This window comes from Streptomyces sp. NPDC001914, from assembly GCF_042891215.1.
Taxonomy (GTDB): domain Bacteria; phylum Actinomycetota; class Actinomycetes; order Streptomycetales; family Streptomycetaceae; genus Streptomyces.
This window is the reverse complement of record NZ_JBIASW010000013.1, coordinates 159,838-186,688: the sequence shown is the minus strand read 5'-3', so window position 1 is coordinate 186,688 and position 26,851 is coordinate 159,838. Positions and strand designations below refer to the sequence as shown.

The 26,851-nt window shown below is 69.4% G+C and carries 26 protein-coding genes, 1 tRNA gene and 1 riboswitch; of the genes, 14 read left to right on the top strand and 13 right to left on the bottom strand.

Annotation, left to right across the window (positions count from 1 at the left end):
* Positions 1-284 precede the first annotated feature (284 nt).
* From ACFYYF_RS30955 to ACFYYF_RS30945, 3 genes are all read left to right on the top strand, one after another.
* Positions 285-1,307 (top strand): SEC-C domain-containing protein, encoded by a 1,023-nt coding sequence (locus ACFYYF_RS30955; RefSeq protein WP_388780786.1) that lies wholly within the window; start codon positions 285-287, stop codon positions 1,305-1,307.
* 160 nt (positions 1,308-1,467) lie between these two features.
* The gene (locus tag ACFYYF_RS30950; protein WP_388780785.1) at positions 1,468-4,611 is read left to right on the top strand and encodes a DUF3427 domain-containing protein; all 3,144 of its coding nucleotides are present in this window, start codon (positions 1,468-1,470) and stop codon (positions 4,609-4,611) included.
* Positions 4,612-4,806: 195 nt separating this feature from the next.
* Positions 4,807-5,109, top strand: coding sequence for a hypothetical protein (locus tag ACFYYF_RS30945; protein WP_365484543.1), 303 nt, complete (start codon positions 4,807-4,809; stop codon positions 5,107-5,109).
* Between the two features lie 104 nt (positions 5,110-5,213).
* Here the strand turns inward: ACFYYF_RS30945 and ACFYYF_RS30940 are convergent, their stop codons facing one another.
* The gene (locus tag ACFYYF_RS30940; RefSeq protein WP_388780784.1) at positions 5,214-6,179 is read right to left on the bottom strand and encodes a GlxA family transcriptional regulator; all 966 of its coding nucleotides are present in this window, start codon (positions 6,177-6,179) and stop codon (positions 5,214-5,216) included.
* A 206-nt stretch (positions 6,180-6,385) separates the two neighbouring features.
* Here ACFYYF_RS30940 and ACFYYF_RS30935 point away from each other — a divergent pair, with 206 nt between their 5' ends.
* Together ACFYYF_RS30935 and ACFYYF_RS30930 are read left to right on the top strand one after the other, a co-directional pair.
* Complete coding sequence (locus ACFYYF_RS30935) at positions 6,386-6,850, top strand: DUF2269 family protein (RefSeq protein WP_388780783.1); 465 nt, start codon at positions 6,386-6,388, stop codon at positions 6,848-6,850.
* A gap of 67 nt (positions 6,851-6,917) precedes the next feature.
* A complete protein-coding gene (locus ACFYYF_RS30930) occupies positions 6,918-7,427 on the top strand; it encodes a levansucrase (RefSeq protein WP_361681583.1) in 510 nt (169 codons plus the stop codon).
* Between the two features lie 93 nt (positions 7,428-7,520).
* Here ACFYYF_RS30930 and ACFYYF_RS30925 read toward each other — a convergent pair whose 3' ends face one another.
* From ACFYYF_RS30925 to ACFYYF_RS30915, 3 genes are all read right to left on the bottom strand, one after another.
* The gene (locus ACFYYF_RS30925) at positions 7,521-7,994 is read right to left on the bottom strand and encodes a hypothetical protein (RefSeq protein ID WP_361681580.1); all 474 of its coding nucleotides are present in this window, start codon (positions 7,992-7,994) and stop codon (positions 7,521-7,523) included.
* Positions 7,995-8,266: 272 nt separating this feature from the next.
* Entirely contained in the window at positions 8,267-9,778 is a 1,512-nt protein-coding gene (locus ACFYYF_RS30920; protein ID WP_388780782.1) for an MFS transporter, read from the bottom strand.
* A 166-nt stretch (positions 9,779-9,944) separates the two neighbouring features.
* A complete protein-coding gene (locus tag ACFYYF_RS30915) occupies positions 9,945-11,528 on the bottom strand; it encodes a DUF445 domain-containing protein (RefSeq protein ID WP_388780781.1) in 1,584 nt (527 codons plus the stop codon).
* Between the two features lie 229 nt (positions 11,529-11,757).
* Here ACFYYF_RS30915 and ACFYYF_RS30910 point away from each other — a divergent pair, with 229 nt between their 5' ends.
* Complete coding sequence (locus ACFYYF_RS30910) at positions 11,758-13,086, top strand: SGNH/GDSL hydrolase family protein (protein ID WP_388780780.1); 1,329 nt, start codon at positions 11,758-11,760, stop codon at positions 13,084-13,086.
* A 37-nt stretch (positions 13,087-13,123) separates the two neighbouring features.
* Here the strand turns inward: ACFYYF_RS30910 and ACFYYF_RS30905 are convergent, their stop codons facing one another.
* The 4 genes from ACFYYF_RS30905 to ACFYYF_RS30890 all read right to left on the bottom strand — a co-directional run bounded on the left by ACFYYF_RS30905 (position 13,124) and on the right by ACFYYF_RS30890 (position 16,831).
* On the bottom strand, positions 13,124-13,990 hold the full coding sequence (locus tag ACFYYF_RS30905; protein WP_388780779.1) for a DUF1707 domain-containing protein: 867 nt from the start codon (positions 13,988-13,990) through the stop codon (positions 13,124-13,126).
* Positions 13,991-14,051: 61 nt separating this feature from the next.
* Positions 14,052-15,062: an ABC transporter ATP-binding protein gene (locus ACFYYF_RS30900; RefSeq protein ID WP_365484646.1), complete on the bottom strand. Its 1,011-nt coding sequence runs from the start codon at positions 15,060-15,062 to the stop codon at positions 14,052-14,054.
* Positions 15,063-15,078: 16 nt separating this feature from the next.
* A complete protein-coding gene (locus ACFYYF_RS30895; RefSeq protein WP_388780826.1) occupies positions 15,079-15,936 on the bottom strand; it encodes an ABC transporter permease in 858 nt (285 codons plus the stop codon).
* Between the two features lie 94 nt (positions 15,937-16,030).
* Positions 16,031-16,831 (bottom strand): ABC transporter permease, encoded by an 801-nt coding sequence (locus ACFYYF_RS30890; RefSeq protein ID WP_388780778.1) that lies wholly within the window; start codon positions 16,829-16,831, stop codon positions 16,031-16,033.
* 199 nt (positions 16,832-17,030) lie between these two features.
* On the opposite strand from ACFYYF_RS30890, the gene ACFYYF_RS30885 reads away from it, so the two are divergent.
* A complete protein-coding gene (locus ACFYYF_RS30885; protein WP_388780825.1) occupies positions 17,031-19,550 on the top strand; it encodes a transglycosylase domain-containing protein in 2,520 nt (839 codons plus the stop codon).
* A gap of 27 nt (positions 19,551-19,577) precedes the next feature.
* Here the strand turns inward: ACFYYF_RS30885 and bcp are convergent, their stop codons facing one another.
* The gene (gene bcp, locus ACFYYF_RS30880; RefSeq protein WP_388780777.1) at positions 19,578-20,045 is read right to left on the bottom strand and encodes a thioredoxin-dependent thiol peroxidase; all 468 of its coding nucleotides are present in this window, start codon (positions 20,043-20,045) and stop codon (positions 19,578-19,580) included.
* A 129-nt stretch (positions 20,046-20,174) separates the two neighbouring features.
* Here bcp and ACFYYF_RS30875 point away from each other — a divergent pair, with 129 nt between their 5' ends.
* The 6 genes from ACFYYF_RS30875 to ACFYYF_RS30850 all read left to right on the top strand — a co-directional run bounded on the left by ACFYYF_RS30875 (position 20,175) and on the right by ACFYYF_RS30850 (position 22,921).
* Positions 20,175-20,513 carry a DUF3618 domain-containing protein gene (locus ACFYYF_RS30875; protein ID WP_388780776.1) on the top strand — a complete coding sequence of 113 codons (339 nt, stop codon included), beginning with the start codon at positions 20,175-20,177 and terminating at the stop codon, positions 20,511-20,513.
* 97 nt (positions 20,514-20,610) lie between these two features.
* On the top strand, positions 20,611-20,913 hold the full coding sequence (locus tag ACFYYF_RS30870) for a co-chaperone GroES (RefSeq protein WP_103554526.1): 303 nt from the start codon (positions 20,611-20,613) through the stop codon (positions 20,911-20,913).
* Positions 20,914-20,962: 49 nt separating this feature from the next.
* Positions 20,963-21,032: riboswitch (guanidine-III (ykkC-III) riboswitch) on the top strand.
* Between the two features lie 34 nt (positions 21,033-21,066).
* Positions 21,067-21,387, top strand: coding sequence for a multidrug efflux SMR transporter (locus tag ACFYYF_RS30865; protein WP_361681557.1), 321 nt, complete (start codon positions 21,067-21,069; stop codon positions 21,385-21,387).
* 95 nt (positions 21,388-21,482) lie between these two features.
* Entirely contained in the window at positions 21,483-22,136 is a 654-nt protein-coding gene (locus ACFYYF_RS30860; protein ID WP_388780775.1) for an HNH endonuclease, read from the top strand.
* Entirely contained in the window at positions 22,133-22,795 is a 663-nt protein-coding gene (locus ACFYYF_RS30855) for an HNH endonuclease (RefSeq protein WP_388780774.1), read from the top strand. Before ACFYYF_RS30860 ends, ACFYYF_RS30855 begins: the two co-directional genes overlap by 4 nt.
* 49 nt (positions 22,796-22,844) lie before the next feature.
* Positions 22,845-22,921: transfer RNA gene (locus tag ACFYYF_RS30850), tRNA-Leu, on the top strand.
* Positions 22,922-22,987: 66 nt separating this feature from the next.
* Here the strand turns inward: ACFYYF_RS30850 and rdgB are convergent.
* The 4 genes from rdgB to ACFYYF_RS30830 all read right to left on the bottom strand — a co-directional run bounded on the left by rdgB (position 22,988) and on the right by ACFYYF_RS30830 (position 25,327).
* Positions 22,988-23,590, bottom strand: a complete 603-nt coding sequence (gene rdgB / locus ACFYYF_RS30845) for an RdgB/HAM1 family non-canonical purine NTP pyrophosphatase (RefSeq protein WP_388780773.1) — start codon at positions 23,588-23,590, stop codon at positions 22,988-22,990.
* A 73-nt stretch (positions 23,591-23,663) separates the two neighbouring features.
* Positions 23,664-24,062 carry a hypothetical protein gene (locus tag ACFYYF_RS30840; protein WP_361681551.1) on the bottom strand — a complete coding sequence of 133 codons (399 nt, stop codon included), beginning with the start codon at positions 24,060-24,062 and terminating at the stop codon, positions 23,664-23,666.
* A 146-nt stretch (positions 24,063-24,208) separates the two neighbouring features.
* Positions 24,209-24,955 (bottom strand): ribonuclease PH, encoded by a 747-nt coding sequence (gene rph, locus ACFYYF_RS30835; protein ID WP_361681548.1) that lies wholly within the window; start codon positions 24,953-24,955, stop codon positions 24,209-24,211.
* Between the two features lie 138 nt (positions 24,956-25,093).
* Positions 25,094-25,327 (bottom strand): glucose PTS transporter subunit EIIB, encoded by a 234-nt coding sequence (locus ACFYYF_RS30830; protein WP_069920430.1) that lies wholly within the window; start codon positions 25,325-25,327, stop codon positions 25,094-25,096.
* Between the two features lie 172 nt (positions 25,328-25,499).
* On the opposite strand from ACFYYF_RS30830, the gene ACFYYF_RS30825 reads away from it, so the two are divergent.
* Positions 25,500-26,786, top strand: a complete 1,287-nt coding sequence (locus ACFYYF_RS30825) for a PTS transporter subunit EIIC (protein ID WP_365484584.1) — start codon at positions 25,500-25,502, stop codon at positions 26,784-26,786.
* Positions 26,787-26,851: the final 65 nt, after the last annotated feature.

Genomic DNA, 26,851 nt, shown 5'->3' with positions numbered 1-26,851 from the left:
CGACCCAGAACACCGGACCGGCGCTCCCCGTCCGACCGCGCACCGGCCCGGGACCCCGGGCTGCGCTCCCCGTCGGACCGCTTGCCCGCCCCGGGCGCGGGGACTGCCCTCCCCCGCTGGACCGCCTATCCGAACCCGGGCGCGGGGACTGCCCTCCCCCCGTCGGACCGTTTACCCGACCGTGGCATCGGGTCCGCGCTCCCCGAATATGCCGCCGGGGACTCCCGCGTCTCTGGCCAGCAGGTCTCTCTCCTTGGCGGCCCGGCGGCAGTACGGTGTCCCCCATGCGCCCCGACACGCCTGCCGAGAACGTCGACCACACCGCCGAAGCGGCTCGCCTGGAGCGGACCGCCGGCCTGTACCCGGAGGACGCCGAGCACCTGCTCCTGCAGGCCGCGGCCCACCTCGAACTGGCCGGCGACCGCCCCGGCGCCACCACCCTCTACGACCGCCTTCTCGCCTCGGACACTCCCGACGCTCCCCTGGAGAAGCCGTACCTGGTCCGCGCCCTCAAGGCGTCGAACCTGTGGGAGTACGACCACGAGGCCGAGGCACGCGCGATCATCGACGGAGTCCGGGCGGCGGCCCCCCGCGACCCGGCCCCCTGGGTGATCGTCGCGGAGGCCCTGGAGTCGCACGACGAACTGGAGGCGGCACAGGACACCTTCACCGAGGGAACGACCCTGCTCCTGACGGACGTACCGGAACCCCCGTACGCCACGCTCCCTCTGCTGTTCGGCCGTCACCGGGTGCGCCGCATGCTGGGCGCGGCGCACGACGAGTGGGACGCGCTGGCCGACACCCTGCACTCGTCCCCGATCTCCCTGGACGAACTCCACGACCCGAAGCGGGTCTGGTCCCTCGGCTCGGACAACCCGGCGGAACTCCAGGCCGAGATCACCCGCCTCCAGGCCGAACTGGGCGCCTACCGGGAGGCCCTGTCGCGCCCGTTCCCGGTGGCGGTCCTGCACTGGTCGGCCCCCGAACTCACGGAACTGACCCTGGCGTACCCGGACCTCACCACCGAGTACCCGTCGCACGACGAGCACCTGGCGACGATAGAGGCGTCCCTGCGCGAACTCTCCGGCTCGGGCACCCCGAACCTCGGCATCGTCACCGCCACGGTCCCGTCCTACGAGGCCTTCGCCGCCTCGGAGGCCACCTCCCCCTCGGACACGACCCTGCTCCCCCAGTACGCGACGACCCTGGCAGCCCGAGGCCTGGCAGTGGCGTGGCCACCGCAGCGGGGGGCCGGGTGCTGGTGCGGGTCGGGGGATTCCTATGGGGAGTGCCACGGGGCCGCTTGACGGTCAGCGGCATCGCCGCGCTCTGCCATCCCTCGTGAAGGTGCATCCCGGGCTACTAGCAGTCGGGGTGCACCTTTGGCTGTCGTAGCCCCATGACTCGATCGTGTCAGTGGCCCCTGTTAGAACTGTGCAGGGCGCAATAAACGATCGGGGGGCCAGGGTGGTTCAGTCAGGGGATCTGTCACAGCCTGTTGCGGGTGTGTACGAGGCACTCATCACCGAAGGCGTGCAGGCACAGATCGACCAGTTGAACGCGGCCGGATGGAAGCCGATTCATGCCGAGGTCAGTGCCGAGTCGTCACCCCATGTCCTGGCGCGCCACATCGGCGAAGCCGTGCAACGACGGTTGAGCCTGCTACCTCACGACAAGCAGGTAGCCGCAGCCAACCGGATCATGCAGTCCTTGGTCAGTAGCATGCCGGACCCGGATGAAGACGGGGCATCGCCCAGCATCATCGAGGGCCCTCGCCAACTTCTGGCCTTGGCAGAGCAGCAGGCTCCCGGCGCCTATGCCATCAGGCCCCTGACTCCCTTGTCGGAAACAGCGTTGATCACCAATGCGCCAGACGATCCGAGCCTGGGGGCGGAATTGCGAGCAGAACTCGCTACCGCCGACCGCATCGACCTGCTCTGCGCATTCGTGAAGTGGTACGGAATAAGAGTTCTCGAGGACTCGCTCCGGGCAGCCAAGGAGCGTGGGGTGCCCATCCGGGTCATCACCACCACCTACATCGGCGCCACAGACAGGCACGCCTTGGACCGACTCGTTCGCGAATTCGGCGCCCAAGTGAAGGTCAACTACGAGATCAGGTCGACGCGCCTGCACGCCAAAGCCTGGCTGTTCCGGCGCAACACAGGCTTCGACACCGCGTACGTGGGCAGTTCGAACCTCTCCAAAGCTGCGTTGCTCGACGGCCTGGAGTGGAACGTACGGCTGTCCTCGGTCGCCACGCCGAGAGTGCTCGACAAGTTCGAGGCGACCTTCGATGCTTACTGGGCCGACACGGCCTTCGAAGCGTACGACCCGGATCGCGACGGCGAGCGACTCACTGAGGCCCTTGCCCGGGCGGGTGGCACTGGACCCACTGGAGACGTCAAGATCAGTCTTTCGGGTCTAGAGGTGCATCCGCTCCCCCACCAGAAAGACATGCTGGAGCGTCTCCGCGTGGAGCGTGAGATCCGCGGCCGCAGTCGAAATCTCCTCGTCGCCGCGACGGGTACCGGCAAAACTGTAATGGCAGCACTTGACTATCGAAATATGCGTGACAAACGTGGTGGTGACCTTCCCCGCCTACTCTTTGTCGCTCACCGCAAGGAGATCCTGAACCAGTCCTTGCGCACCTACCGGGAGGTACTGGATAACGCCTCGTTCGGCGAGCTTCTCCACAGCGGCAAGGAACCGCGCGAGTGGACACACGTGTTCGCCAGCGTCCAATCGCTCAACGTCCAGCGCCTGGAGCAACTCGACCCTGGGCACTTCGATGTCATCGTCATCGATGAGTTCCACCACGCCACGGCCGAGACGTACAACCGAGTCATCGAGCACTTCAAACCGGCTCAGCTGCTAGGTCTCACTGCGACTCCCGAGAGGATGGACGGTCGCAGTGTGCAGAACGTTTTCTTCGACGGGCGCATCGCTGCGGAGCTTCGCCTCTGGGAGGCCTTGGAGAACGACCTTCTTAGTCCCTTCCACTACTTCGGGCTTCCAGACGGCACGGATCTGACCCGACTCAACTGGCGTTCGGGAACCTACGACCGGGATCAACTCGGTCATCTCTACACAGGTGACGAGGCTCGGGCCCGCATCGTCATCAAGCAAGTCCAGAACAAGATCTCAGTCCCCGCTTCCATGCGCGCCCTGGGATTCTGCGTGTCCAAGGCGCATGCACACTTCATGGCGGACTGCTTCCGGCGTGCAGGATTCCAAGCGGCGGCACTCGATAGCGACTCACGTCCCGAGATACGCGCGCAGACGCTTGACGATCTCAAAGCAGGTCGTATCCAGGTGATCTTCTCCGTGGATCTGTTCAACGAAGGTCTGGACATCCCGGATGTGGACACGCTGCTTCTGCTGCGCCCCACCAACAGTGCGACCGTCTTTCTCCAGCAGCTCGGGCGTGGCTTGCGCCGCACACCGAACAAGCCTGTTCTGACGGTGCTTGATTTCATCGGTCAGCATCGAGCGGAATTCCGCTTCGAGGAACAGTTCCGAGCCATGACGAACCTGTCCCGCAATCGTCTCGTCGACAGCATCGAGCAGGACTTCCCACAGTTGCCATCCGGGTGCCAGATCATCTTGGAAGGCAAGTCCAAGGACCTCATCCTGGACAACATCCGCACGCAACTCAAGGCCACCATCACCACGTTGGCCAGAGAAGTCAGGGACTACAGCACCCCACGACTGGCGGACTACCTGCGCGAGAGCCGCCGGGACATCCAGGAGCTCTACAAGAGTGACAACTCTTGGACCAAGGTGCTGCGCAAGGCTGGGTTGATCAGCGAGGAGGCGCCCCCGGGCGAGGCAGAACTCCTCAAGCGCGTCCATGCCTTCCTGCACGTCGACGACCCGAATCGCATCCAGGCGTACCTACGACTGCTGGCACATGATGCCCCCGACTACGACTCTCTGCCTGCTGCGGATGCGTCGTACGCCCGCATGCTCTTTTTCAACCTGTGGGACAACGGTGGCGGGTTCTCTAGCTACCGCCAAGGCCTTGAGTCGCTTCGATCGCAGCCCCTGTTGCGTGACGAACTCCAGCAGGTTCTCTCGTACGCTCTCGAAGAGGCCGACCACTTCCCTCTCCCGCTGGAAGGCTCTCTGAGCCACGTCCCGTTGAAGATCCACAGCTCCTACAACCGATCCGAGATCCTTTCTGCTCTGGGGGTGGCGCGTTTGGGTGGCCAAATGCCCAGGGACTTCGGGCAAGGAGTGCGGTGGGTGGAAGAGCTCGAGACCGATGCCCTCCTCATCACTCTGGAGAAGAGCGAGCGGGACTTCTCTCCCACCGTCCGCTACAAGGACTACGCACTCAGCCCGACCCGCTTCCACTGGGAATCCCAGAGCACTACTCCGGAAAACTCCGCGACGGGCTTGCGCTACCAGCAGCACGACCAGCTCGGCAGCCATGTACTGCTCTTCCTGCGCCGCTACAAGCGCAACAGCATCGGCAAGGCCGAACCATGGATGCTTCTGGGACCAGCCACGTACTTCGACCACTCCGGCAGTAAGCCCATGGCCATCACGTGGGACCTGCACCACGAGATTCCTGCCGACGTGAGCTCATACGCCTCGATCACGAGTTGACTCGGCGAGGATCTCAAGCGCCGTTCTGCCAGGCCGGGCGTTCCTTTCGCACCCCAGGCATGGTGCCGCAAGGCAGCCGTCCTCGTCCGTGAAAGCTGGCTTCTCGACGTAGCGGCGGAAAGCCTCAGGCACCACCCGCACGCCCGCCTCTCTCCGCCCGGGCGCTAGCCTCGGGGGACGAACAAGGAGGTAGTGATGGCGAAGGTTCCGGCTGCGGTGGTGGCCGCTGGGGGGCTTGTCGGTGGGTACGGTGTCGCCCGGTGGACGAGGAAGCGGCAGCTCGGCGGGGTCGTGCTCGCCGTCGCCGGGGTCGCCGCCGCCCGGCAGTGGAAGCAGGAGGCCGGCGGTGCGGCCGCCGGTGTGCTGACCGCCGGGTACGTCGCCGCGTTCGCCGGGTCGCATCCGCTGGCCAAGAAGGTCGGCGCCTGGCCCGCCGTCTTCGGTGTCGCCGGTGCCATGGCCCTCGCCTCCTGGGCCGTGGCCGACCGACGCGGCTGAGCCCGGCCCGGAACGGGCAGAGCGCCCTAGCCCGGCCCCGAGGGGTACGCGCCCGCATGCCCTCTGCCCAGGGCTACACCCACGCGTCCCCGGGCCGCCCGGTCTCAGGAAACCCCCTCCTCCGTCCCCCGGAACGCTCGCCGGTACGCCTGTGGGCTCGTTCCCACCACGCGTCTGAAGCGGTCTCGGAACGCCGTCGGGGAGCCGAAGCCCGCCTGGACTGCGATGCGTTCGACGGGGTACGTCGTCGTCTCCAGGAGGTACTGGGCGCGGCGCACCCTGGCCCGGTGCAGCCACTGGAGCGGGGTCGTGCCCGTCTGTTCGCGGAAGCGGCGGTTGAGGGTGCGGGTGCTCATGCCGGCGTGCGCCGCGATGTCCTCCAGGGTCAGCTCCCGGCCCGCGTTCTCCTCCAGCCAGTCGAGCAGCGGCTCCAGGGTCGTGCCCGCCGGTGCCGGCGGCTGGGTGTGGACGATGAACTGCGCCTGGCCGCCCTCCCGTTCCAGGGGCATCACGGACATCCGGGCGGCATGCGCGGCGACAGCCGAACCGTGGTCCGTGCGGATCATGTGCAGGCACATGTCCAGCGCCGCCGACGCCCCCGCCGAGGTCAGGAACTGGCCGTTGTCGACGTACAGCACGTTCGGGTCCACCGTCACCGCCGGGTGCCCGGCCGCCAGTTCCCCTGCCGCCGCCCAGTGCGTGGTCGCGCGTAGTCCGTCCAGCAGGCCCGTGGCGGCCAGGACGAAGGCGCCGACGCAGATCGATGCGATCCGTGTGCCGTTCGCGGCCGCCGCGCGCAGCGCCTCCACGACGCCCGGCGGGAGCGGGGCGGACGGGTCGGCCACGCCCGGGAGGATGATCGTGTCCGCCTCGGCCAGCGCCTCCAGGCCGTACGGGGCACGCAGCGTGAAGGCGCCCGCGCTCACCTCCGCGTCCGCCGTGACCGAGCACACCCGGGTCCGGTACGCCGGGCGGCCGTCGGGCAGCCGGGCCCAGCCGAAGGTGTCGATCGGGGCTGCGAGATCGAACGGGATGACCTGGTCGAGCGCCAGAACGGCCACTGAGTGCATGACCAGAGCCTAGGCATACGCCGGGTTCTCGCCACACGGACCGACAGTCAACGGGCACACGGGCACCCGGGCGCACGGGGAGCCCGCTGGGTCGCACCGGGGCATGCCTCGTCCGTTAACCGGGTCCATCCATCCTGGCCAGAATCCGTTGCCTCATGGCAAAAGTGCCACTTCTCCATGATCCGCACGGCCTCTACCGTCACCCCGTGACCAAGTTCCTCCTCGCCGTCCACGTCATCGCCGCGATCGTCGCCATCGGGCCCGTCACCGTCGCCGCGAGCATGTTCCCGCCGGCCGCGCGCAAGGTTCTCGAAGCGCCGGACGACGCGAGCGCCCTCGCCACCACCCGGCTGCTGCACCGCATCTGCCAGGTGTACGCCGTGGCGGGCGTCGTCGTTCCCGTGTTCGGGTTCGCCACCGCGAGCGACATGGGCGTCCTCGGCGACACCTGGCTGATCGTCTCGATCGCGCTGACCGCCCTGGCGGCCGTGGTCCTCGCCGTGCTGGTCCTGCCCCGGCAGAGCGCGATCCTGGAGGGAGCCGTCCAGGACGGGACCGTCGACCGTGCGACGACCGCCCGGCTCGCGATGTTCACCGGGATCTTCAACCTGCTGTGGGCCACCGTCACCGTCCTGATGATCATCCGTCCGGGGTCCACGACCGGCGCCTAGCCGGCCGGCGCCCAGCGGACCGGCGCCCCCCGTTCCGGCCGGTGCGCCCGGGCCCTAGGATCCCGCCATGGACGCAAACCAGCAGCAATCCGCCCCCGGCACCTATCTGACCTTCGTCGAACAGCAGTTGACCGCCGACGGGTGTGCCACGCGGTGGGAGGACTGGGCCGGGGTGCCCGTACTCGTGGGGCGGCGGGCCGAGTTCCGGATGCGCTGGATGGCGACGAAGCTGCACCTGTTCACGGTGGCCGCGGTCGTCCCGGAGATAACCGTGCCGGCCATCTCCGGGTTCACCGACCAGGTGATGAAGTACGCCAAGGACAACAAGGGCGGCCTGCCCCTCGGCTTCCAGAGCGGCATCGGCGCCTTCCCGGTGCTCGTCAGCGACCGCGTCGATCCGGCGGCCGTGCAGTGGGCCGAGGCGCAGCAGCGGGTCAAGTTCGCCTGCATGACGCGGCCCGTCGTGGTCGACAGTTCGCGCCAGTACGTGGGCACGTACCGCGGCAAGCCGGTCCTCGGGCGCATCTACGCCTCGTACTTCAACGAGAAGAGCTCGCGGTACTTCCACGGGCAGTAGGCGGGCCCGGGTTGGCAGTGGGCGGACCAGCGCCGGCGGGCCGGGCCGGGCGACTCACCGCAGGACACCCCCGCCGGCCCAGGCGACTCACCGTCACCACTGTCCGGCCAGAACCCGCTCCTCCTCCATCGCGTCCGCCAGGTCCGTCCTGAACTGCCGGGCCACCGCGCTCACGACCAGCACGGACGTGGCCCCGAGCAGGGTGACGGCCGCCCAGGTCAGCGGCCACACCCCGGCCAGGCCGTCCGGCGGGCCGGGGTGGGTCCGCAGCGACACGTGCAGCAGGATCGCCGGGGGCGCCGCGACCAGGAGCAGCGGCCAGGCCAGCGCGTCCCGGAGTCCGAAGTGGACGGCCAGGAGCAGCAGGACGGCGCCGAGGGCGAGGACGCCCGTACCCGTCACCGGGGTGGTCTCCACGGTGGAGCCCGGTGTGTCGGGGCGGTTGCGCAGGTCCCAGGGCAGACAGATCAGGTACGCCGCGCACGCGAGGGCGGCGCCGAGCACACGCGTCAGCCAGCGTTCCGGCCAGGGGCGCGTTCGCAAGGGGCGGAGCAGTTTCTCGGTCATGCGTACGAGGGTTACGTGTCCGGCGGGGCCGCGACAGAGTACGCGTACTCAGAACCGTCGACCCATCGACGGGGTACGGCCCGCGGCACCTCCCCGCCCGCGGCACGTCTGGCATGTCCGGAGCGTCCGCCTGAGCCGCTGTCACGGTCCGAGTCGAGCTGCTGTCCGGCTCAGGCCACGCCGGTGTCCCCGTCCAGGACGAGCCAGTATCCCGGCCCAAGTCGAGCCAATGCCCGGCCCCACTTGACCCCGTGTCCGGTCCGGTGTCCGGCTCAGGTCGCCCGCGCGGTCGGCGCCGGTGAGGCGTCGGACGCGGAGGGTGCCGTCGACAGGGGCGCCGCGATGTCCTCCAGGGAGCGCCCCTCGGCCTTGACCGCGAGGAACACCGCCACCAGGCCCGCGGCGCACATCAGGGCGGCGCCGATCTGGAACGCGAGCACCGTGTCGGCGACGACGCCGGACTCGGTGAGGTCGGCGAAGACCAGCGGGCCGCTGATACCGCCGGCCGCGGTGCCGATGGCGTAGAAGAAGGCGATGGCCATCGCGCGGGTCTCCATGGGGAAGACCTCGGAGACGGTCAGGTACGCGCTGGAGGCGCCCGCCGACGCGAAGAAGAGCACCACGCACCAGCAGGCCGTCATCGTCACGGCGTTCAGCGAGCCCTGGTCGAAGAGCCAGGCCGTGACGAAGAGCAGCAGACCGGAGAGCAGATAGGTCGAGGAGATCATCACCCGGCGGCCGAGGGTGTCGAAGAGCTTGCCCAGCAGCAGCGGGCCCAGGAGGTTGCCGGCCGCGATGACGGCGAAGTAGTAGCCGGTGGCGCCGGTGGGCACGTCGAAGAACGTGGTGAGGATGGCGCCGAAGCCGAACGTGATCGCGTTGTAGAGGAAGGCCTGGCCGACGAAGAGGGCGAGGCCGAGCACGGCCCGCTTCGGGTACGTGCCGAAGACGGTCCTCGCGATGACGCCGAAGCCGATGCTCTTGCGCTGCTCGATGGTGATCTCGCCCCGCGGCGCCGACAGCGGTTCACCGCGTTCCTCCTCGATCTCCCTCTCGACGGAGGTGACCAGTTCCTCCGCCTGTTCACCACGGCCGTGGATGAACTGCCAGCGCGGGCTCTCCGGCACATGCCGCCTGACCAGCAGGATCACCAGACCGAGGACCACACCGAGGCCGAAGGTCAGCCGCCAGCCGAGGTCCTTGGGGAAGATGTCCGTGTTCAGCATGACGATCGACAGCAGCGCACCGCCGATCGCGCCGAGCCAGTAGGTGCCGTTGATGATCAGGTCGACCCGGCCGCGGAACCTGGCGGGGATGAGCTCGTCGATCGCCGAGTTGATGGCCGCGTACTCGCCGCCGATGCCGAAGCCGGTGAGGAAGCGGAAGGTGAAGAACCACCAGGCGTCGAAGGACAGGGCGGTGAGCGCGGTCGCCGAGAGGTAGACGGCGAGCGTGATCATGAAGAGCTTCTTGCGGCCGTACCGGTCGGTGAGCCATCCGAAGAACAGGGCGCCCGCACAGGCACCCGCCACGTAGAGCGCCGCCGCGATACCGGTGACCTGCGCCGAGGTGATGGACAGGCCGCTGCCCTCCTCGGAGAGCCGGCCCGCGATGTTGCCGACGGTCGTGACCTCCAGACCGTCGAGGATCCACACGGTTCCCAGGCCGATCACGATCATCCAGTGCCAGCGGGACCACGGCAGCCGGTCCAGGCGGGACGGCACGTTCGTGGTGACCGTGCCGCCCGGAGCGGGGGCGGGTGCCGGTGAGGCGGGAGCTGACATGGGGTTCCCTCTCCGTCGGGCGAACCCCGAGCGGGTTCCCAACCCCGGGACGGTTAAGCCCCCGTCGCCCCGCGGCACCCTCGGCGCCCCGCGGCACCCCCCGCGCCCCCGCGGCCCATGACGGCGGGCCGCCGGTCAGCCGCGGCGCCCGCGGACGTCCGGGCGGTCAGGCCCCCAGCACCCGTGACACGACATAGATCAGCAGTCCCGCCAGCGAACCGACCACCGTGCCGTTGATCCGGATGAACTGCAGGTCACGGCCGATGTTCGCCTCGATCTTCCTGGTCGTGTGCTCGGCGTCCCAGCCGGCGACCGTGTCCGTGATGAGCGAGGTGATCTCCTTGCGGTACGTCGTCACGACGTACACGGCGGCGCCCTCCACCCAGCTGTCCACCTTGGCCTGGAGTTTGGGTTCGGATGCCATCCGGGCACCGAGGGACAGCAGGGAGGCCCGCACGCGCAGCCGCAGTTCACTGCGCTCGTCCTCCGCCGCGGACACGATCATCGACCGTACGGCCGTCCAGGCGGAGGCGATCAGGTCCTGGACCTCGCCGCGGCCCAGCACCTCGCCCTTGAGACGCTCGACCCGCGCGCGGGTGTCGGTGTCGGACTGCAGATCGGAGGCGAAGTCGGTGAGGAACCGGTCGAGGGCGCCGCGGGCCGGGTGGGTCGGGGAGTCGCGCATCTCGGTGACGAAGCGGAGCAGTTCCCTGTACACCCGCTCGCCGACCTTCTTGTCGACGAAACGCGGGGTCCAGCCGGGCGCGCCGCCCTGCACGGCGTCCATCACCTGCGTGTCGTGGAACACCAGCCAGTCGTGCGCACGGACCACCACCAGGTCGACGAACCGTTTGTGGCCGCCGTCCAGGACGATCTTCTCCAGCATCTTCCCTATGCCGGGCGCGATCTCCTGGGCGTCGGCGCGACGGGTGATGGCCTCCCCGACGACGGCCTGGACGTCGGAGTCGCGCAGCACGGTCAGGGCACCCCGCAGCGCGGCGGCCAGTTCGGCCGTGACGCGGTCGGCGTGCTCGGGTTCGGCGAGCCAGGCGCCCAGTCTGCTGCCGATGCCCACCGCGCGCAGCCGCTGGCGGACGACCTCCTCGGAGAGGAAGTTCTCGCCGACGAACTCGCCCAGGGAGACGCCGAGCTGGTCCTTCTTGGTCGGGATGATGGCGGTGTGCGGGATGGGCAGGCCGAGCGGATGCCGGAACAGGGCCGTGACGGCGAACCAGTCGGCCAGCGCGCCGACCATGCCCGCCTCGGCCGCCGCGGCGACGTAGCCGGCCCAGGCGCCCGCGCCTTCGTTCGAGGCCCACTTCGCCAGGACGTAGACGAGGGCGACGAAGAGCAGCAGGCCGGTGGCGGTCGCCTTCATCCGGCGCACCCCGCGGCGCTTCTCCTCGTCGGCGGGGCTGAAGGTGTTCATCGCCCGCCCCGGTAGGGAGGCCGTCCGGCCGCCCGCCGCCCCGGCAGGCTTTCCAGAACCAGCACCAGAACCAAGACTGCGACTGGAGCTGGAGCTGGAGCTGGGACCCGGGCCGGCCTCAGCGCCGGCGTCGGCCTCAGCGCCAGCACCGACACCGACACCGCCACCAGCACCAGCGCCGGCGCCGGCACCGGCCCCGGCACCAACCCCCGCCGCGTCAGCGGCCTTCGTGTCCTTCGCGGCATCGGCGGCGTTCGCGGCGTCGCCGGTTCGGGCATGCTGCTCCATGCCGTCCCCTTCACCCGAATTCGTGCGTCCCATTCACTCCACCCGTTCGCAGGCCACGTCACGCCTCGTACACATTGTCCCTTTCTCACTCTCTTCTCACCGACTCCTGGAACGCCGCGAGAGTTCCCGGCGTCTGTTCGGATGGGGAATCGACCAGGGGGGTCCCTCAGGGGGCGCGTCGTAGCTCTCGCCGCCCATGACGCATCATGGAGTGATCACATACGGAGCCTCGGGCTCCCTCGTCCGAGGAGACACGCACCGCATGACCAAGCGTCACGGTTATGCCCTGCTCGCCGCGATCCTTGCCGTGGTCGTGGTCCTTTCCGCCGCGATATACATCGGCGTCGGCGCACACGGCGGCACCGACACGAAGGCCGCCGTGGCCGGCGGCAACACGTCGCACGACGCCGCCCCGGCCTCCACCGGCACCTGGGTCGGCGCCTGGTCCACCTCCCCGGTCGGAGCGGAGCCCGGCACGGAGCCCGACGGACTGGCGGGCCGCTCCGTGCGCAACGTCGTGCACACGGCCGCCGGAGGTACGAGTGCCCGCATCACGCTTTCCAATCTCTACGGGCAGCAGCCGCTGGTCGTCACCCACGCGACGATCGCCGTCGCCGCGACCGCGAACAGCGCCGCCGCCGCGGCCGACACCATGCGCCGCCTCACGTTCGGCGGCGCCACGAGCGTGGAGATCCCGGCCGGCCGGCAGGTGACGAGCGACGCCGTGCGCGTGCGCATCCCGCACGACGTGGACGTCCTCGTCACGACGTACTCGCCGACCCCGTCCGGCCCGGTCACCTATCACCCGCACGCCCGGCAGATCTCGTACGTGGCCGACGGCGACCGCACGGAGGACCTGAGCGCCGGCTCGTACACCGAACAGAGCCCGTACTGGCGCTACCTGACCGCGCTCGACGTGCTCAGCGACGAGGCCGCGGGCACCGTCGTCGTCCTCGGCGACTCCCTCACCGACGGCATAACCTCCACCGTGGGGGCCAACAGCCGCTGGACGGACGTCCTTTCGGAGCGGCTGCGCGCCGCGGCCGGATCCGCCGACACGCCCCGTTACAGCGTCGTCAACCAGGGCATCAGCGGGAACCAGGTCCTCGCTGCGGGGCTCGGCCGGCCGGCCGACAACCCCAGCGCCCTGAGCCGGTTCGGCCGCGACGTGCTCGACCGCCCGAACGTCAAGGCCGTCGTCATCGACCTCGGCGTCAACGACATCCTGCGCAACCCGAACCAGGTCGACCCGGCCACCGTGACCGACGGTCTGCGGACCCTGGTGCGGCAGGCCCACGCCCGCGGACTGCGGGTCGTCGGGGCCACGCTGATGCCCTTCCAGGGGCACCGCGGATACACCGACGCGCGGGAGGCCGTACGCCAGGCCGTCAACGCGGAGATCCGGGCCGGGAAGGTGTACGACGCCGTCGTCGACTTCGACGCGGCCCTGCGGGACCCGTACGACCAGCGCCGGCTGCGGACCGACTACGACTCGGGCGATCATCTGCACCCCAGCGACAAGGGGTTCCGGCGGATGGCCGAGGTGTTCGACCTGAAGGCGCTGAAGGGCGCGATTCCGGCGGAGCTGTGATCACCCCGGACCGACGGCCCCGCGGTCGCCCGGGAGTTCAGTAGTCGTCGTGCCGCCGCCGGCGGTCCTCGCGGCGCTCCCGGTGGCGGTCCCTGCGCTCCTCGTGGCGCATACGGCGTTCCTCATGACGCTCACGGCGTTCCTCGTGACGCTCGCGTATCAGGTCGTGGGCCTCGTCGAGCGCGTCGAACACATCGTCCAGATGGCCGCCCCGGGAGCCCTGCAGCTCCTTGCGGGCCTCCCGGCGCTCCAGCTTCTCCTGCCGGCGCTCCTCCTTCAGGCGCTGACGCTCGGCACGGGTGAGCTTGCGCTCCACGCCGACCCCGCCCCAGAACGCGAAGCCGGTGACGATCACCCGCGGCGCGCCGGGGTCGCCCGGCCGGCCCTCCTCGCGGTGGTCGAAGCCGCCCATGATGCCGATACCGCGGACCACGACCTCGACACCCGGCGGCACGATGACGTTCAACCCGCCCATCACCGCGACGCAGTTGACGACGACCTCACGGTCCGCGAAGTTCGCCTCGCGCAGGTCGATCTCGCCACCGCCCATGAAGGCGAAGGAGTTGAAGCGTTTGGGCATGGTCCAGCGGCCCTTGCGCTCGAAGCCGGACAGAACCGCCACGGCCCACGAGGACGAACCCTCGCCGCCGACGATCCGGGAACTCCAAATCCCGTCGTCCACGGGCTGCTTGACCATGGAGACGCGAGGCGCCGACGCCGCCCCCGGCAGATCGCGGGTGATCGGCGTCAACTCCCCGTAGGTACGGGCCGCGTACGTCGCCTCCAGCCGCTCCTCGAACTCCTCCATGTCGAGGCGGCCCTCCGCGAGGGCGTCCCTGAGCTGTTCGGCGACACGTTCACGATCGGCGTCGGAGGCACGCAGCTCCGGGAGTTCGTCGGTCATGGCAGCAGCCTACGAGCTCCCCCGCCCGCGGGCCATCCGCCCCACCCGTGCGGCAGCCCCGCTACGACACCGTTTTCCCGGCGTACATACGGCTGATGACGGCCTCGATGTCCGGCTCCCGTACCGAAAGGTCCACCAGCGGATATTCCGCCGCGATCCGCGCCACCAGCGGAGCGGCCGACGTCGCGGCGGGGAACGCCAGCCACTGGCGCGGCCCCTCCACCTTCACCACCCGCGCCGACTCCAGCTCGATCGGCGGCAGTTCCCGCTCCAGGTCCACGACCAGGGTCCGCTCGCTCTCCCCGACCTCGTGCAGCCCGCTCAGCGCGCCGTCGTACATCAGCCGCCCGTGGTCGATGACCATCACCCGGCGGCACAACTGCTCGATGTCGGTGAGGTCGTGCGTGGTGAGCAGGACCGTCGTGCCGCGTTCGGCGTTCAGATCCCGCAGGAACTCACGGACCCGCACCTTGCTCACCACGTCGAGCCCGATCGTCGGCTCGTCGAGGTAGAGCACCTCGGGATCGTGCAGCAGGGCCGCCGCGATGTCGCCGCGCATCCGCTGCCCCAGCGACAGCTGCCGCACCGGAACATCCAACAGGGCTCCCAGCTCGAGGAGTTCGACACAGCGGTCGAGGTTCTCCCGGAACCGGGCGTCCGGCACCCGGTACATCCGGTGCATGAGCCGGTAGGAGTCGATCAGCGGAAGGTCCCACCACAGCGTCGTCCGCTGCCCGAACACGACCCCGATCCGCCGGGCGACACGGGTGCGCTCGCGCGACGGGTCCAGTCCGGCGACCCGCAGCCGCCCGCCGGACGGGGTGAGGATGCCGGTGAGCATCTTGATCGTGGTCGACTTGCCGGCGCCGTTCGGCCCGATGTAGCCGACCATCTCACCGCGCTCCACGGTGAACGAGATCGAGTCGACGGCCCGCACCTGCCGCCGCTCGCTCCGCAGGAACCCCGTCTTCTTGCGCACGTCGAAGACCTTCTCGACCCCGTCGAGCTCGATGAACCCGGCTCCCGGACCCGGCTGCCCGCCCGGACCGGCCGATTCCCTGTCTGCGGCGATGGTCACGACCGTTCCCCTAACTTCCCGTACTCCGGTAGGCGCGCAGCCCCGCGCGCCAGGCGAGCCCGGCCAGCGCGCAGCACAGCGCCGCCACGACCGGTGGTGCGAACGCGACCCACTGCGGCAGGTCGATCGGATAGGGCCGCCCCAGCACGTACAGCGCGGGCAGCCAGTTGACGAAGGCGAGCGGGAGGACGAACGTCACCCCGCGCAGCATGTCCTTGGCGAACACGGTCGGCGGGTACTGCAGGAGCGTATTGCCGCCGTACGTGAAGGAGTTCTGCACCTCGGACGCGTCCTGCGCGACGAACTGGAACGCCCCGCCCGCCACGAACACCGCCGAGAAGATCGCCGCGCCGCTGAGCAGCATCACCGGCACGATCAGCACCTTGAGCGGCGTCCAGTGGATGTCGAGGACGACGAGGGCGTACCCGAGGACGAGAAGCCCCTGCGTGATCCGGCCGAGGCGGCGCAGCGCGAAACGGTCGGCGGCGACCTGCGCCAGCACCGGCGCCGGACGCACCAGCAGGGTGTCCAGTGTGCCGTCGCGCACCCGGCGCCCCAGCCGGTCCATCGAGCCGAGCGCGAGGTCCGCGAAACCGAACGCGGTACCCGACACCCCGTAGAGCAGGGCGACCTCGGGCAGGCTGTACCCGCCCAGCCGGTCGACCCGCGAGAACATCAGCAGGATCGCGACGAAGTCGAGCGCGGTCGCCGCGAAGTTCCCGAAGGCGGTCATCGCGAACGAGGCCCGGTAGGCCATCGTCGACCGGATCCACATCGCGGTGATCAGCCGGTAGGCGCGCAGCCCGTCCCGCAGCCGCTCGTACGGGCCCTGCCGCTCGAACGGCCGGAACTCCACCGCCCGCACCACCGCCGCACCGGCCTGCCCGGCCTCACCCCGCTCCGGCGCCGGTTCCCGCTCCCGCGCCGGACCCGCCACGACCCCCGTCCCCCGCTCCACCGGATCAGCCACCCTGCACCACCACCCTCCGTGTCGCCACCGACTGGACCAGCCGCCCGGCCGCCAGCAGGGCGACCGCCCAGCCGGCCTGCTGCGCGTACGTGCCCAGCGGATCCGCCGTGCCCAGCAGGACGTCCACGGGCGCCTGGATCAGCGACGACCACGGCAGCGCCCGTACGACCTCGCCGAGCGCGCCCGGAAAGACGTTCAGCGGCAGCAGCATCCCCGAGCAGAAGATCCCCGCGATGGACGTCAGCTGCGCCACTCCCGCACCGTCGAGCAGCCAGAACGCGGACAGCGCCACCAGGAACCGGATCGCGAACCCGACGACCACCCCGAGCGCGACCGCGAGGAGGAAGGCGAGCCAGGTCAGCGGATCCGAGGGCAGCGCCAGGTCGAAGACCAGCGCGCCGAACACGAGCGGCACCACACCGCGGCCCAGCAGATGGAACAGCGCCCGGCCCATGTCCTGGGCGAGCCACCACATCTGGAGGTCGGCCGGCCGGTACAGGTCGATCGCGATGTCACCCGTACGGATGCGCTCGATCAGTTCGTCCTCGAAGCCGCCGCCCATCATCGCGACCACCATCAGCAGCCCCTGGCTGAGCCACACGTAACTGAGCGCCTGTGCCTGGTCGTAGCCGCCGAGGTGCGGCTTGCTGTCCCACAGGGCGATGAACAGGTACGCCAGGATCAGCCCGAAGACGGTGTTGGTGAACACCCCGGCAGCGGTCGCGACCCGATAGGTGGCGTACCGCCGGAACCCGCTGCCCGCGACAGCCGCGTACAACCGCGCCGTGCCCACAACCCGTCCCTCTCCTCCGCGTTGAGCCAAAGCGCAGGAGCTTAATCCCGGCCCGGCGTGGGCCGCCAGGCATTTTCCGGCGCGACGCGTGCCGGGATCGGGGAACGGAACAGATGGTGCGAGAGTCTTCATACGGGGCGCATCAGATGTTAGAGGGCGTACGGTGACGTACGACGCGAAACGGGAGTCCGGCGAGCAGATGAGCGACGAGCCGCAGCAGCGCAGCCAGGGCTGGGCACCGAGGGAACCGGAAGCGGGCCCCCGCCCGGACCCGGCCCCCGCGGCGGGGCCGCGGACGGGCCGGCGGCCGGGGCCGGGAACAGGCGCGGGCGGACCGGGCGGACCGGGTGCGAAGCCGAACCGGCGGCAGGCCGCGAAGCAGAAGCGGAAACAGCGGACCGGTCTGCGCAGACTCCTCCCGACCTGGCGCATGGTCCTCGGCACGGTCCTCGGCACGGCACTGCTCCTGGTCGGCCTCTTCGCGCTCGGCTACTTCCTCGTCGAGATCCCCTCCGCGAACGCCGCCGCGGTCAAGCAGAGCAACGTCTTCCTGTACGCCGACGGCAGCCGGCTCGCCCGCGACGGCGACGTCAACCGCGAGAACGTCGCACTGGAACACATCTCCAAGGACGCCCAGCACGCCACCCTCGCCGCCGAGGACCGCGACTTCTACAGCGAGTCCGCCGTCGACCCCAAGGCGATGCTCCGCGCCGGCTGGAACACCGTCACCGGCAAGGGCAGACAGTCCGGTTCGACCATCACCCAGCAGTACGTCAAGAACTACTACCTGGGCCAGGAACAGACCGTCACCCGGAAGGTGAAGGAGTTCTTCATCGCCATCAAGCTCGACCGGGAGAAGAGCAAGGACGACATCCTGGAGGGCTACCTCAACACCAGCTACTACGGCCGCAACGCCTACGGCATCCAGGCCGCGGCCCAGGCCTACTACGGCGTGAACGCCAGGGACCTCACCGTCGGCCAGGGCGCCTACCTCGCCGCCCTGCTCAACGCCCCCAGCGAGTACGACGTGATCGCCCACCCCGAGAACAGGGCCGTGGCCCTCGCCCGCTGGAACTACGTCCTCGACGGCATGGTCAAACAGAAGTGGCTGACCCGGGCCGCACGCGACCGGGTCTCCTTCCCGGCACCCCGGCAGGCCAGGATCTCGGCGGGCCTGTCCGGCCAGCGCGGCTATCTCGTCCAGGCCGTGACCGCCTACCTGACCTCGAACGGCATCCTCGACGAGGACACCCTCACCCGCGGCGGCTACCGCATCACCACCACCCTCCAGAAGTCCAAGCAGGACGCCTTCGTCCAGGCCGTGAACGACCAGGTGATGGACCGGCTCGACAAGGAGAACCGCAAGGCCGACACCTACGTCCGCGCCGGCGGCGTCGCCATCGACCCCTCCAGCGGCAAGGTCCTCGCGATGTACGGCGGCATCGACTACACCAAGCAGTACGTCAACAACGCCACCCGCCGCGACTACCAGGTCGGCTCCACCTTCAAGCCGTTCGTCTTCGCCTCGGCCGTCCAGAACGGCGCACAGACCCAGGACGGCCGCACCATCACCCCGAACACCGTCTACGACGGCACCGACCAGCGGCCCGTACGGGGCTGGAACGGCACCACGTACGCACCCGAGAACGAGGACGGCGAATCGTACGGCGACATCTCCGTGCGCACCGCCACCGACAGGTCGGTCAACTCGGTCTACGCGCAGATGGCCGTCGACGTCGGCCCCACGAACGTGAAGAAGACCGCCGTGGCCCTCGGCCTGCCCGCCGACACCCCCGACCTGACCGCCTCCCCCTCCATCGCCCTCGGCCCGGCCACCGCCAGCGTCCTCGACATGGCGGAGGCCTACGCCACGCTCGCCAACCACGGCAGGCACGGCGCGTACACCCTCGTGGAGAAGATCACCAAGGACGGCTCCCAGGACGTGCGGCTGCCGGCCCAGGACGACGTCCGGACGGCCGACCGGCAGGCCGTGAGCCGCGAGGCCGCCGACACGACCACCTCCATGCTCCAGAGCGTCGTCGACGGCGGCACCGGGCAGGCCGCGCAGAACGCCGGCCGGCCCGCCGCGGGCAAGACCGGCACCGCCGAGGAGGACACCGCGGCGTGGTTCGCGGGCTACACCCCCGACCTCGCCACCGTCGTCGCCGTCATGGGCCAGGACCCCGACACCGGCGCCCACAAGTCCCTCTACGGCGCGCTCGGACAGTCCCGCATCAACGGCGGCGGCTACCCCGCGCAGATCTGGGCCCAGTTCACCCGCGACGCCCTGGAGGGAACCGAGGCGTCGGACTTCGACCTCGAACTCCAGCCGGGGGCCGAGGAGATGTACGAGCCCGACGACGAGACCGACGACCCGGACGCCACCGCCGGACAGGACGACGGCGGCACGGACGGCGACGAGGACACGGGCGGGGCGGGCGGCAGCGCACCGGCGTCGCCCGGCGGCCGGACCCCGGGCCAGAGCCACACCCCCGGCCGGACCGACGGCCACACCCCGGGCCACACCGCCGGCGGCACCGGCACCTCGGCCGGCACCACCGGTGGCACCCCCACGGACGGAGGCACCACCGGAACCGCCACGAGCGGCACCACGGCCGGCACCACGACCGGCGGAGGCCCCACGGACACCGGCACCACGGGCGCCACGGCGGGTCAGGGGCCCCTGAGCGGGCTCACGCCCCGCAGGGAGAGGCGCTGAGCGGGGCCGTCATGCCGGAGGCGGGGGTCAGATCCCCAGATCCTTGATGATCTTCGCCACGTGCCCGGTCGCCTTCACGTTGTACAGCGCCCGCTCGACCTTGCCCTCCTCGTCCACGACCACCGTGGAACGGATGACACCCACCACCGTCTTCCCGTACAGCTTCTTCTCACCGAAGGCCCCGTACGCCTCCAGGACCGTCTTGTCGGGGTCCCCGACCAAGGTGACCTTCAGCGACTCCTTCTCACGGAACTTCGCCAGCTTCTCGGGCTGGTCCGGGGAGACACCGATCACGTCGTAACCGGCGCCCGCCAGCAGCTCCAGGTTGTCCGTGAAGTCGCAGGCCTGCTTCGTGCAGCCGGGAGTCAGCGCGGCCGGGTAGAAGTAGACGATGACCTTGCGCCCCTTGTGGTCGGCGAGGGAGACCTCGTTGCCGTCGGCGTCGGGCAGGGTGAAGGCGGGGGCGGTGTCGCCGGGCTGCAGTCGCTCGCTCATCGGAACCTCACATGGCCGGTGGAATGGATACGGAACGAGCGTAATGGGGGGTGCCGAGGGGTGCGGTCCGGTACGAACTGACAGACTGTCCGAATCAGGGAGTCACTACACGACCACGGAGGCAGCGCGGTGTCGGATACGTCGAGAACGCCGGATACCAGGACTCCGGCGCAGATCGAGGCGGACATCAAGCACCGCCGCACAACCCTCGCCGACACGCTCGACGAGATCGGCGTACGGGTGCACCCGAAGACCATCGTCGGAGACGCCAGGGCGAAGGTCGCCTCGAACATCGACCACACCCTCGGGCGCGCCTACGTCGGCGTCAACCGCGTCGTGGGCGATGTGAAGGGCCAGTTCGTCTCGGAGGACGGCGCACCCCGGCTGGAGCGCATCGTGCCGGTGGCTCTGGTCGCGGCCGGACTCGTCGGGCTGCTCGTGATGGGGACGCGGCGGCGCAAGGGCTGACCCGCCCGCGTACGAAACGGGCCGGGACAGGTAGGTTCAGGACGTGAGCGCCAACCGTGAAACGCACAGCACCCATGACGACAAGCTGCCCATCCGGATGCTGCACGACCGCGTGCTGGTACGGCAGGACGCCGCCGAGGGCGAGCGGCGTTCCGGCGGGGGCATCCTGATCCCCGCGACGGCCGCCGTCGGCCGCCGTCTCGCCTGGGCCGACGTCGTCGCGGTCGGGCAGAACGTCCGTACGGTGGAGCCGGGCGACCGGGTCCTGTACGACCCCGAGGACCGGGCCGAGGTCGAGGTGCGCGGGATCGCGTACGTGCTGATGCGCGAGCGGGACCTGCACGCCGTGGCCGCGGACCGCTTCGAGGGGTCCGAGGACTCGACCGGCCTTTACTTGTAGGGCTTGTGCACCCGGAAGGGGCTGGTGACCATGGTCACCAGCCCCTTCCGCATTCCTTTGCTACGGTGGAAGGACCCCGACGAGACGCGCCGTACCGGGCCCGGCAAAGACGACGCAGCCCTGCCCGGCCGTCGTCTCCCGGAGGTACCCGTCATGGCCTGGATCCTGCTGATCATCGCCGGAATGCTCGAAGTCGGCTGGTCGATCGGAATGAAGTACACGGACGGATTCACCCGCCCGCTCCCGAGCGTCCTGACCGGCGCGGGAATCATCGCGAGCATGGTCCTCCTCTCCTACGCCGCCAAGTCGCTCCCCATCGGCACGGCGTACGGCGTCTGGGTCGGCATAGGCGCGGCCGGCGCAGCGATCCTCGGAATGACCCTCCTGGGCGAACCGGCGACAGCGGCCCGAATCTTCTTCATCTGCCTACTCCTGGCCTCGGTGGTGGGCTTGAAGGCCACATCGGGCCACTGACCCCTCACCACCCCCCTCACAGGGCGTAACCGTCCGATAAACGGTTCGTTAGCCCGTACGAGGTCACGAACGCGTGACCGGAGACGGAGGGGGTAATGCCGGCCAGTCCGTACACAAAGGAGCGCTTGGCAGAAGCGGCTCGGACGTCGCGAACACTGTCGGAGGCATTGACGAAACTCGATGTGGATCCGAAGAGTCCGACGCGGCGGTACCTGCAGGAGCGCATGAAGAGGCTGGGTGTGGACATTACGCACTTCGAGCGCGAAGGGGTGCGGTGGACGAGGGATGTTCTTACGGCGGCTGTTGCGGCCTCTACGAACATGTGCGAGGTGCTCCGCCATCTGGGGCTTGAGGTCGTCGGCGGGCACCACACGCACATCAGCCGCCGAGTCGAGGCGTACGGCATCGACACTTCGCATTTCCAGGTGCCGGACCAGCGCGGGACGATCAAACGACCTCGGACGGCGGAGAACTTGCTCGTCGAGCAGCCTGCTGGTCATGCTCGGCGCATTCCGAGTGGCCTGCTCAAACGGGCGATGACCAGCCTGGGCATGGCCGAGCGCTGCGCACACTGTGGCGTGGAGGCGGTCTGGCTGGGTCACCCGCTCCCCTTGGAGGTTGACCACATCGACGGCAATTGGCGCAACAACCGCATCGGGAATCTCCGCTTCCTGTGCCCCAACTGCCATTCTGCGACGGACAATTACCGAGGTCGCGCCAAGAGGCATGGCAGGGGAAACGCCTCATGAGCAGCGGGGTGCAGTACACCCGCGACCGGATGGCACAAGCCGCCGCTCAGTGCTCGAACATCGACGAGGTCATCGCCTTCTTCGGCACCCGGCCGTACGGGAATCTCCGTCGGCACCTCTATCGCCGCTTCGCGCACTTCGAGGTCGACATCTCGCACTTCCCCCGCATGGGCCGACGCGGAGCCCAGGGTCCCCCCAGCGAGGCCGAGTTGCGGCAGGTGGTCGCCCAGTCTCTTTCCATCGCAGGAGTGCTCCGGCTTCTGGGACGCCCGGACAACTCGCGACTGCGAGCGCTGATCACTCAATTGACCGCCGCTCACGGCATCGACACCTCACACTTCCTGGGGCAGGCGCATCAGCGGGGAAAGCCCGGCACGACACCGCTGAGGCGCCCGGAAGACCTGCTTGTCAAGCACAGCGGCAACCGCCGCACACGGACGGCGTTACTGCGGCGAGCACTCCGCGAAAGCGGCGTGCCAGAAGAGTGCGTCTCGTGCGGGACCGGCTCTGAATGGCTGGGGAGACCGATGACCCTGGAGGTCGATCACATCAACGGGGACTGGCGCGACGACCGGCGCGAGAATCTGCGGCTACTGTGCCCGAACTGCCACGCGGTCACCACCACCTGGTGCCGTGGGGGCCGGCGGCGAGCCTCGTAACAGGGATCGCACCACCGACAGCCGCCCAGTAAGGTAGGCGCGGTAACACGCGCCTGTACTCCAATTGGCAGAGAGACTGGTCCTAGGAACCAGCTGTTGTCGGTTCGAATCCGACCGGGCGCACCACAGTGAAGGCCCGGCTCAGCGTCTGTGAGCCGGGCCTTCGTGCGTGCGATGCCGACCAAGCCGAACTCAGCCCAGCAGCTCCCGTACCACCGGTACCAGGGCGCGGAACGCCTTGCCTCGGTGGCTGATCGTGTTCTTCTCCGCGGGGGTCAGTTCCGCGCAGGTTCGGGTGTCGCCCTCGGGCTGGAGGATGGGGTCGTAGCCGAAGCCGTTCGTGCCGGCGGGGGTGTGGCGGAGGGTGCCGAGCAGTTGGCCTTCCACCACGCGTTCCGTGCCGTCGGGCAGGGCCAGGGCCGCCGCGCACGCGAAGTGGGCGCCCCGGTGCGGGGTGTCGATGTCGCCGAGCTGGGCGAGGAGCAGGTCCAGGTTCGCCTGGTCGTCGCCGTGACGGCCGGCCCAGCGGGCGGAGAAGATGCCGGGTGCGCCGTTCAGGACGTCGACGCACAGGCCCGAGTCGTCGGCGACGGCGGGCAGTCCGGTCGCCTGCGCCAGCGCGTGGGCCTTCAGCAGGGCGTTCTCGGCGAAGGTGACGCCGGTTTCCTTGACGTCGGGGATGTCGGGGTAGGCGTCCGCGCCGACGAGGTCATGAGTGAGCCCTGCGTCGGCGAGGATCGCCTTCAACTCGGTGAGCTTTCCGGCGTTGCGGGTGGCGAGGATCAGGCGGGTCATGCCCGCCAGTATCGCCGAGTCCGGTCCGGGACCGGTTCCCGCCGACCCCGCAGCCCGCCCCGGGTCCCGGGGTCTACGGCGTGCAGACCTTTGTCAGTTCGCCTGCTGCGGCCGTGACAGGGGTGATGTCGGGGGTCGCGTCGCCGTTCTTGACGGCTGTGCGGACGTTCGCGACGGCCTTGTTCAGCTCGTCGACCGCCTTGTTGACGTCGGCGTTGTCGGTCTGGTCGCCGATCTTGTCGAGGTTGTTCTCGATGGCGTTGAGCGACGCGTCGGTCTGCGACGGGTCGTTCGCGGCGTTCTCGACGGCCTGCTGGAGGTCGGTGACGCTGTCGGCTATCGAGTCGGCGGTCTGCACGCAGTCGAGCGCCTTGCTGACGGCGTCGCAGCCGACTGCCGCCGGCAGGACGACGAGTGCGGCGACGACGGCGAGTGCGGCGGTACGACGACGATTGCGGTGGCGCGCGGCCATGGAACGGTCCCTCCCCGTGGGCGTGATGTGGTGCGGCCACACCGACCGCATCGCGCCGGTCCGCTGCGCGGTCGGCCCGATCCGCCCGAGGGGGCCGGCGGGCGCACGGCAGGACCGTACGCCCGTACCCATAAGAACGCTAAGGGTTAACCAGCGGTTGCCTGTGTGACCTCTTCGAGTACCGCGCGCTGGATGGCGGCGAGTTCGTCGCAGCCCGCGACGGCGAGGTCGAGCAGGGCGTTGAGTTCCTTGCGGTCGAAGGGTTCGGCCTCGGCGGTGCCCTGGACCTCGACGAAGCGGCCGTCCCCGGTGCACACGACGTTCATGTCGGTGTCGGCCTTGACGTCCTCCTCGTAGCGGAGGTCGAGGAGGGGGACGCCGCCGACGATGCCGACGGAGACCGCGGAGACCGTGCCGGTGAGCGGCTTGCGGCCGGGCTTGACGAGCTTCTTGCCCTGGGCCCAGGTGACGGCGTCGGCGAGGGCGACGTACGCGCCGGTGATGGCCGCGGTGCGGGTGCCACCGTCGGCCTGGAGGACGTCGCAGTCGAGGACGATCGTGTTCTCGCCGAGTGCCTTGTAGTCGATGACGGCGCGCAGCGAGCGGCCGATGAGGCGGCTGATCTCGTGGGTGCGGCCGCCGATCTTGCCGCGGACGGATTCGCGGTCGCCGCGGGTGTTGGTGGCGCGGGGCAGCATGGAGTATTCGGCGGTGACCCAGCCCTCGCCGCTGCCCTTGCGCCAGCGCGGGACGCCTTCGGTGACGGAGGCCGTGCAGAAGACCTTGGTGTCGCCGAAGGAGACGAGGACGGAGCCCTCGGCATGCTTGCTCCAGCCACGCTGGATGGTGATGGGGCGAAGCTGTTCGGGGGTGCGGCCGTCGATTCGAGACATGGTGTCGAGCCTATCCGCACAGGCGTGAGGGGCTGTCCGCCGGTGGCGGATTCAGCCCCTCATGGGTGAGCCGGTGCGGCTCCTGAAGCGGTGTGCGGCGCGTGTCGGCGGCCGGGTGGCTTCAGTGGGTCCCGGTGGTCACATCATGTCTTCGATCTCGCCGGCGATGGGGTCGGCGTCGGTGCCGATGACGACCTGGATGGCGGTGCCCATCTTGACGACGCCGTGGGCGCCGGCGGCCTTCAGGGCGGCCTCGTCGACGAGTGAGGCGTCGTGCACCTCGGTGCGCAGGCGGGTGATGCAGCCTTCGACCTCTTCGATGTTGTCGATGCCGCCGAGTCCGGCGACGATCTTCTCAGCCTTGGTGGCCATGTCCTACTCCCTGATCTGAACCGCTTTGTCGCAGTAACCCACAGTTGGCCCATCTTCGCGAGCGGTCATGTCGTAGGTGCCGAAGGATGGCGATCACGACAGAGCGACCCGTCGCAACTGGTCTACACCAGTGGGCGGGCAGTCGCCAAACCGGCCCGCCCGGAGGACGCCGATGAGTGCCGTAAGTGACGTATCGCCAGCGCGGGCCCGCTGGCACAAGGCTTTCCAGGGGCTCCAGAAGATGGGCCGCAGCCTGCAGCTGCCGATCGCGGTGCTGCCGGCGGCGGGCATCCTCAACCGGCTCGGCCAGCCGGACGTGTTCGGTGCGGACGGGCTCGGCTGGGACAACCTGTCCAAGGTGATCGGCGCGGCGGGCGGTGCCCTGCTGGACGGCAATCTCGGGCTGCCGATGCTGTTCTGCGTCGGCGTGGCCATCGGCATGGCGAAGAAGGCGGACGGCTCGACGGCGCTGGCGGCGGTCGTGGGCTTCCTCGTCTACTACAACGTGCTGCGGGCGTTCCCGGAGACCTGTCCGGGCGGGAGCACCAAGATCAAGCTGGGCTGCCAGCTGGAGGACAACTCGGTCGTCGAGTTCACGTACCAGAATCCCGGGGTGTTCGGCGGCATCGTCATCGGGCTGCTGTCGGCGTACTTCTGGCAGCGCTACCACCGTACGAAGCTGGTGGACTGGCTCGGCTTCTTCAACGGGCGGCGTCTGGTGCCGATCATCATGGCGTTCGTGTCCATCGCGTTCGCCTCGCTGTGCCTGTGGGTGTGGCCGCCGATCGGTGACGCGCTGGAGAACTTCAGCGACTGGCTGGTGGGGCTGGGGGCCTGGGGTTCGGGTGTGTTCGGCCTGGCCAACCGGGCGTTGCTGGTGATCGGTCTGCACCAGTTCCTGAACGTGCCCATCTGGTTCCAGTTCGGCAGTTACACCAAGCCCGACGGTCAGGTCGTGCACGGCGACATCAACATGTTCCTGGCGGGCGACCCGAACGCGGGGCAGTTCCTGACGGGCTTCTTCCCGATCATGATGTTCGCGCTGCCGGCGGCGGCGCTCGCGATGACGCACACCGCGAAGCCGCACCGGCGCAAGGAGGTGGGGGGTCTGATGCTGTCGGTGGCGCTGACGTCGTTCGTCACCGGGATCACCGAGCCGATCGAGTACTCGTTCCTGTTCATCGCGCCGCTGCTGTACGCGGTGCACGCGGTGCTGACCGGTGTGTCGATGGCGGTGAGCTGGGGGCTCGGTGTGCACGACGGCTTCAGCTTCTCCGCGGGTCTGATCGACTACGTCATCAACTGGAACCTGGCGACGAAGCCGTGGCTGATCATTCCGATCGGGCTGTGCTTCGCCGCGGTGTACTACGTGATCTTCCGGTTCGCGATCACGAAGTTCGATCTGAAGACTCCGGGGCGGGAGCCGGAGGAGGAGGTCGAGGACACCACGAAGGCATAGCACTCCGCGCCGACACCGGCCCGCCCCCGCGTTCCTCTTTCACGTCGAAGGCCCCCCGACCTGCC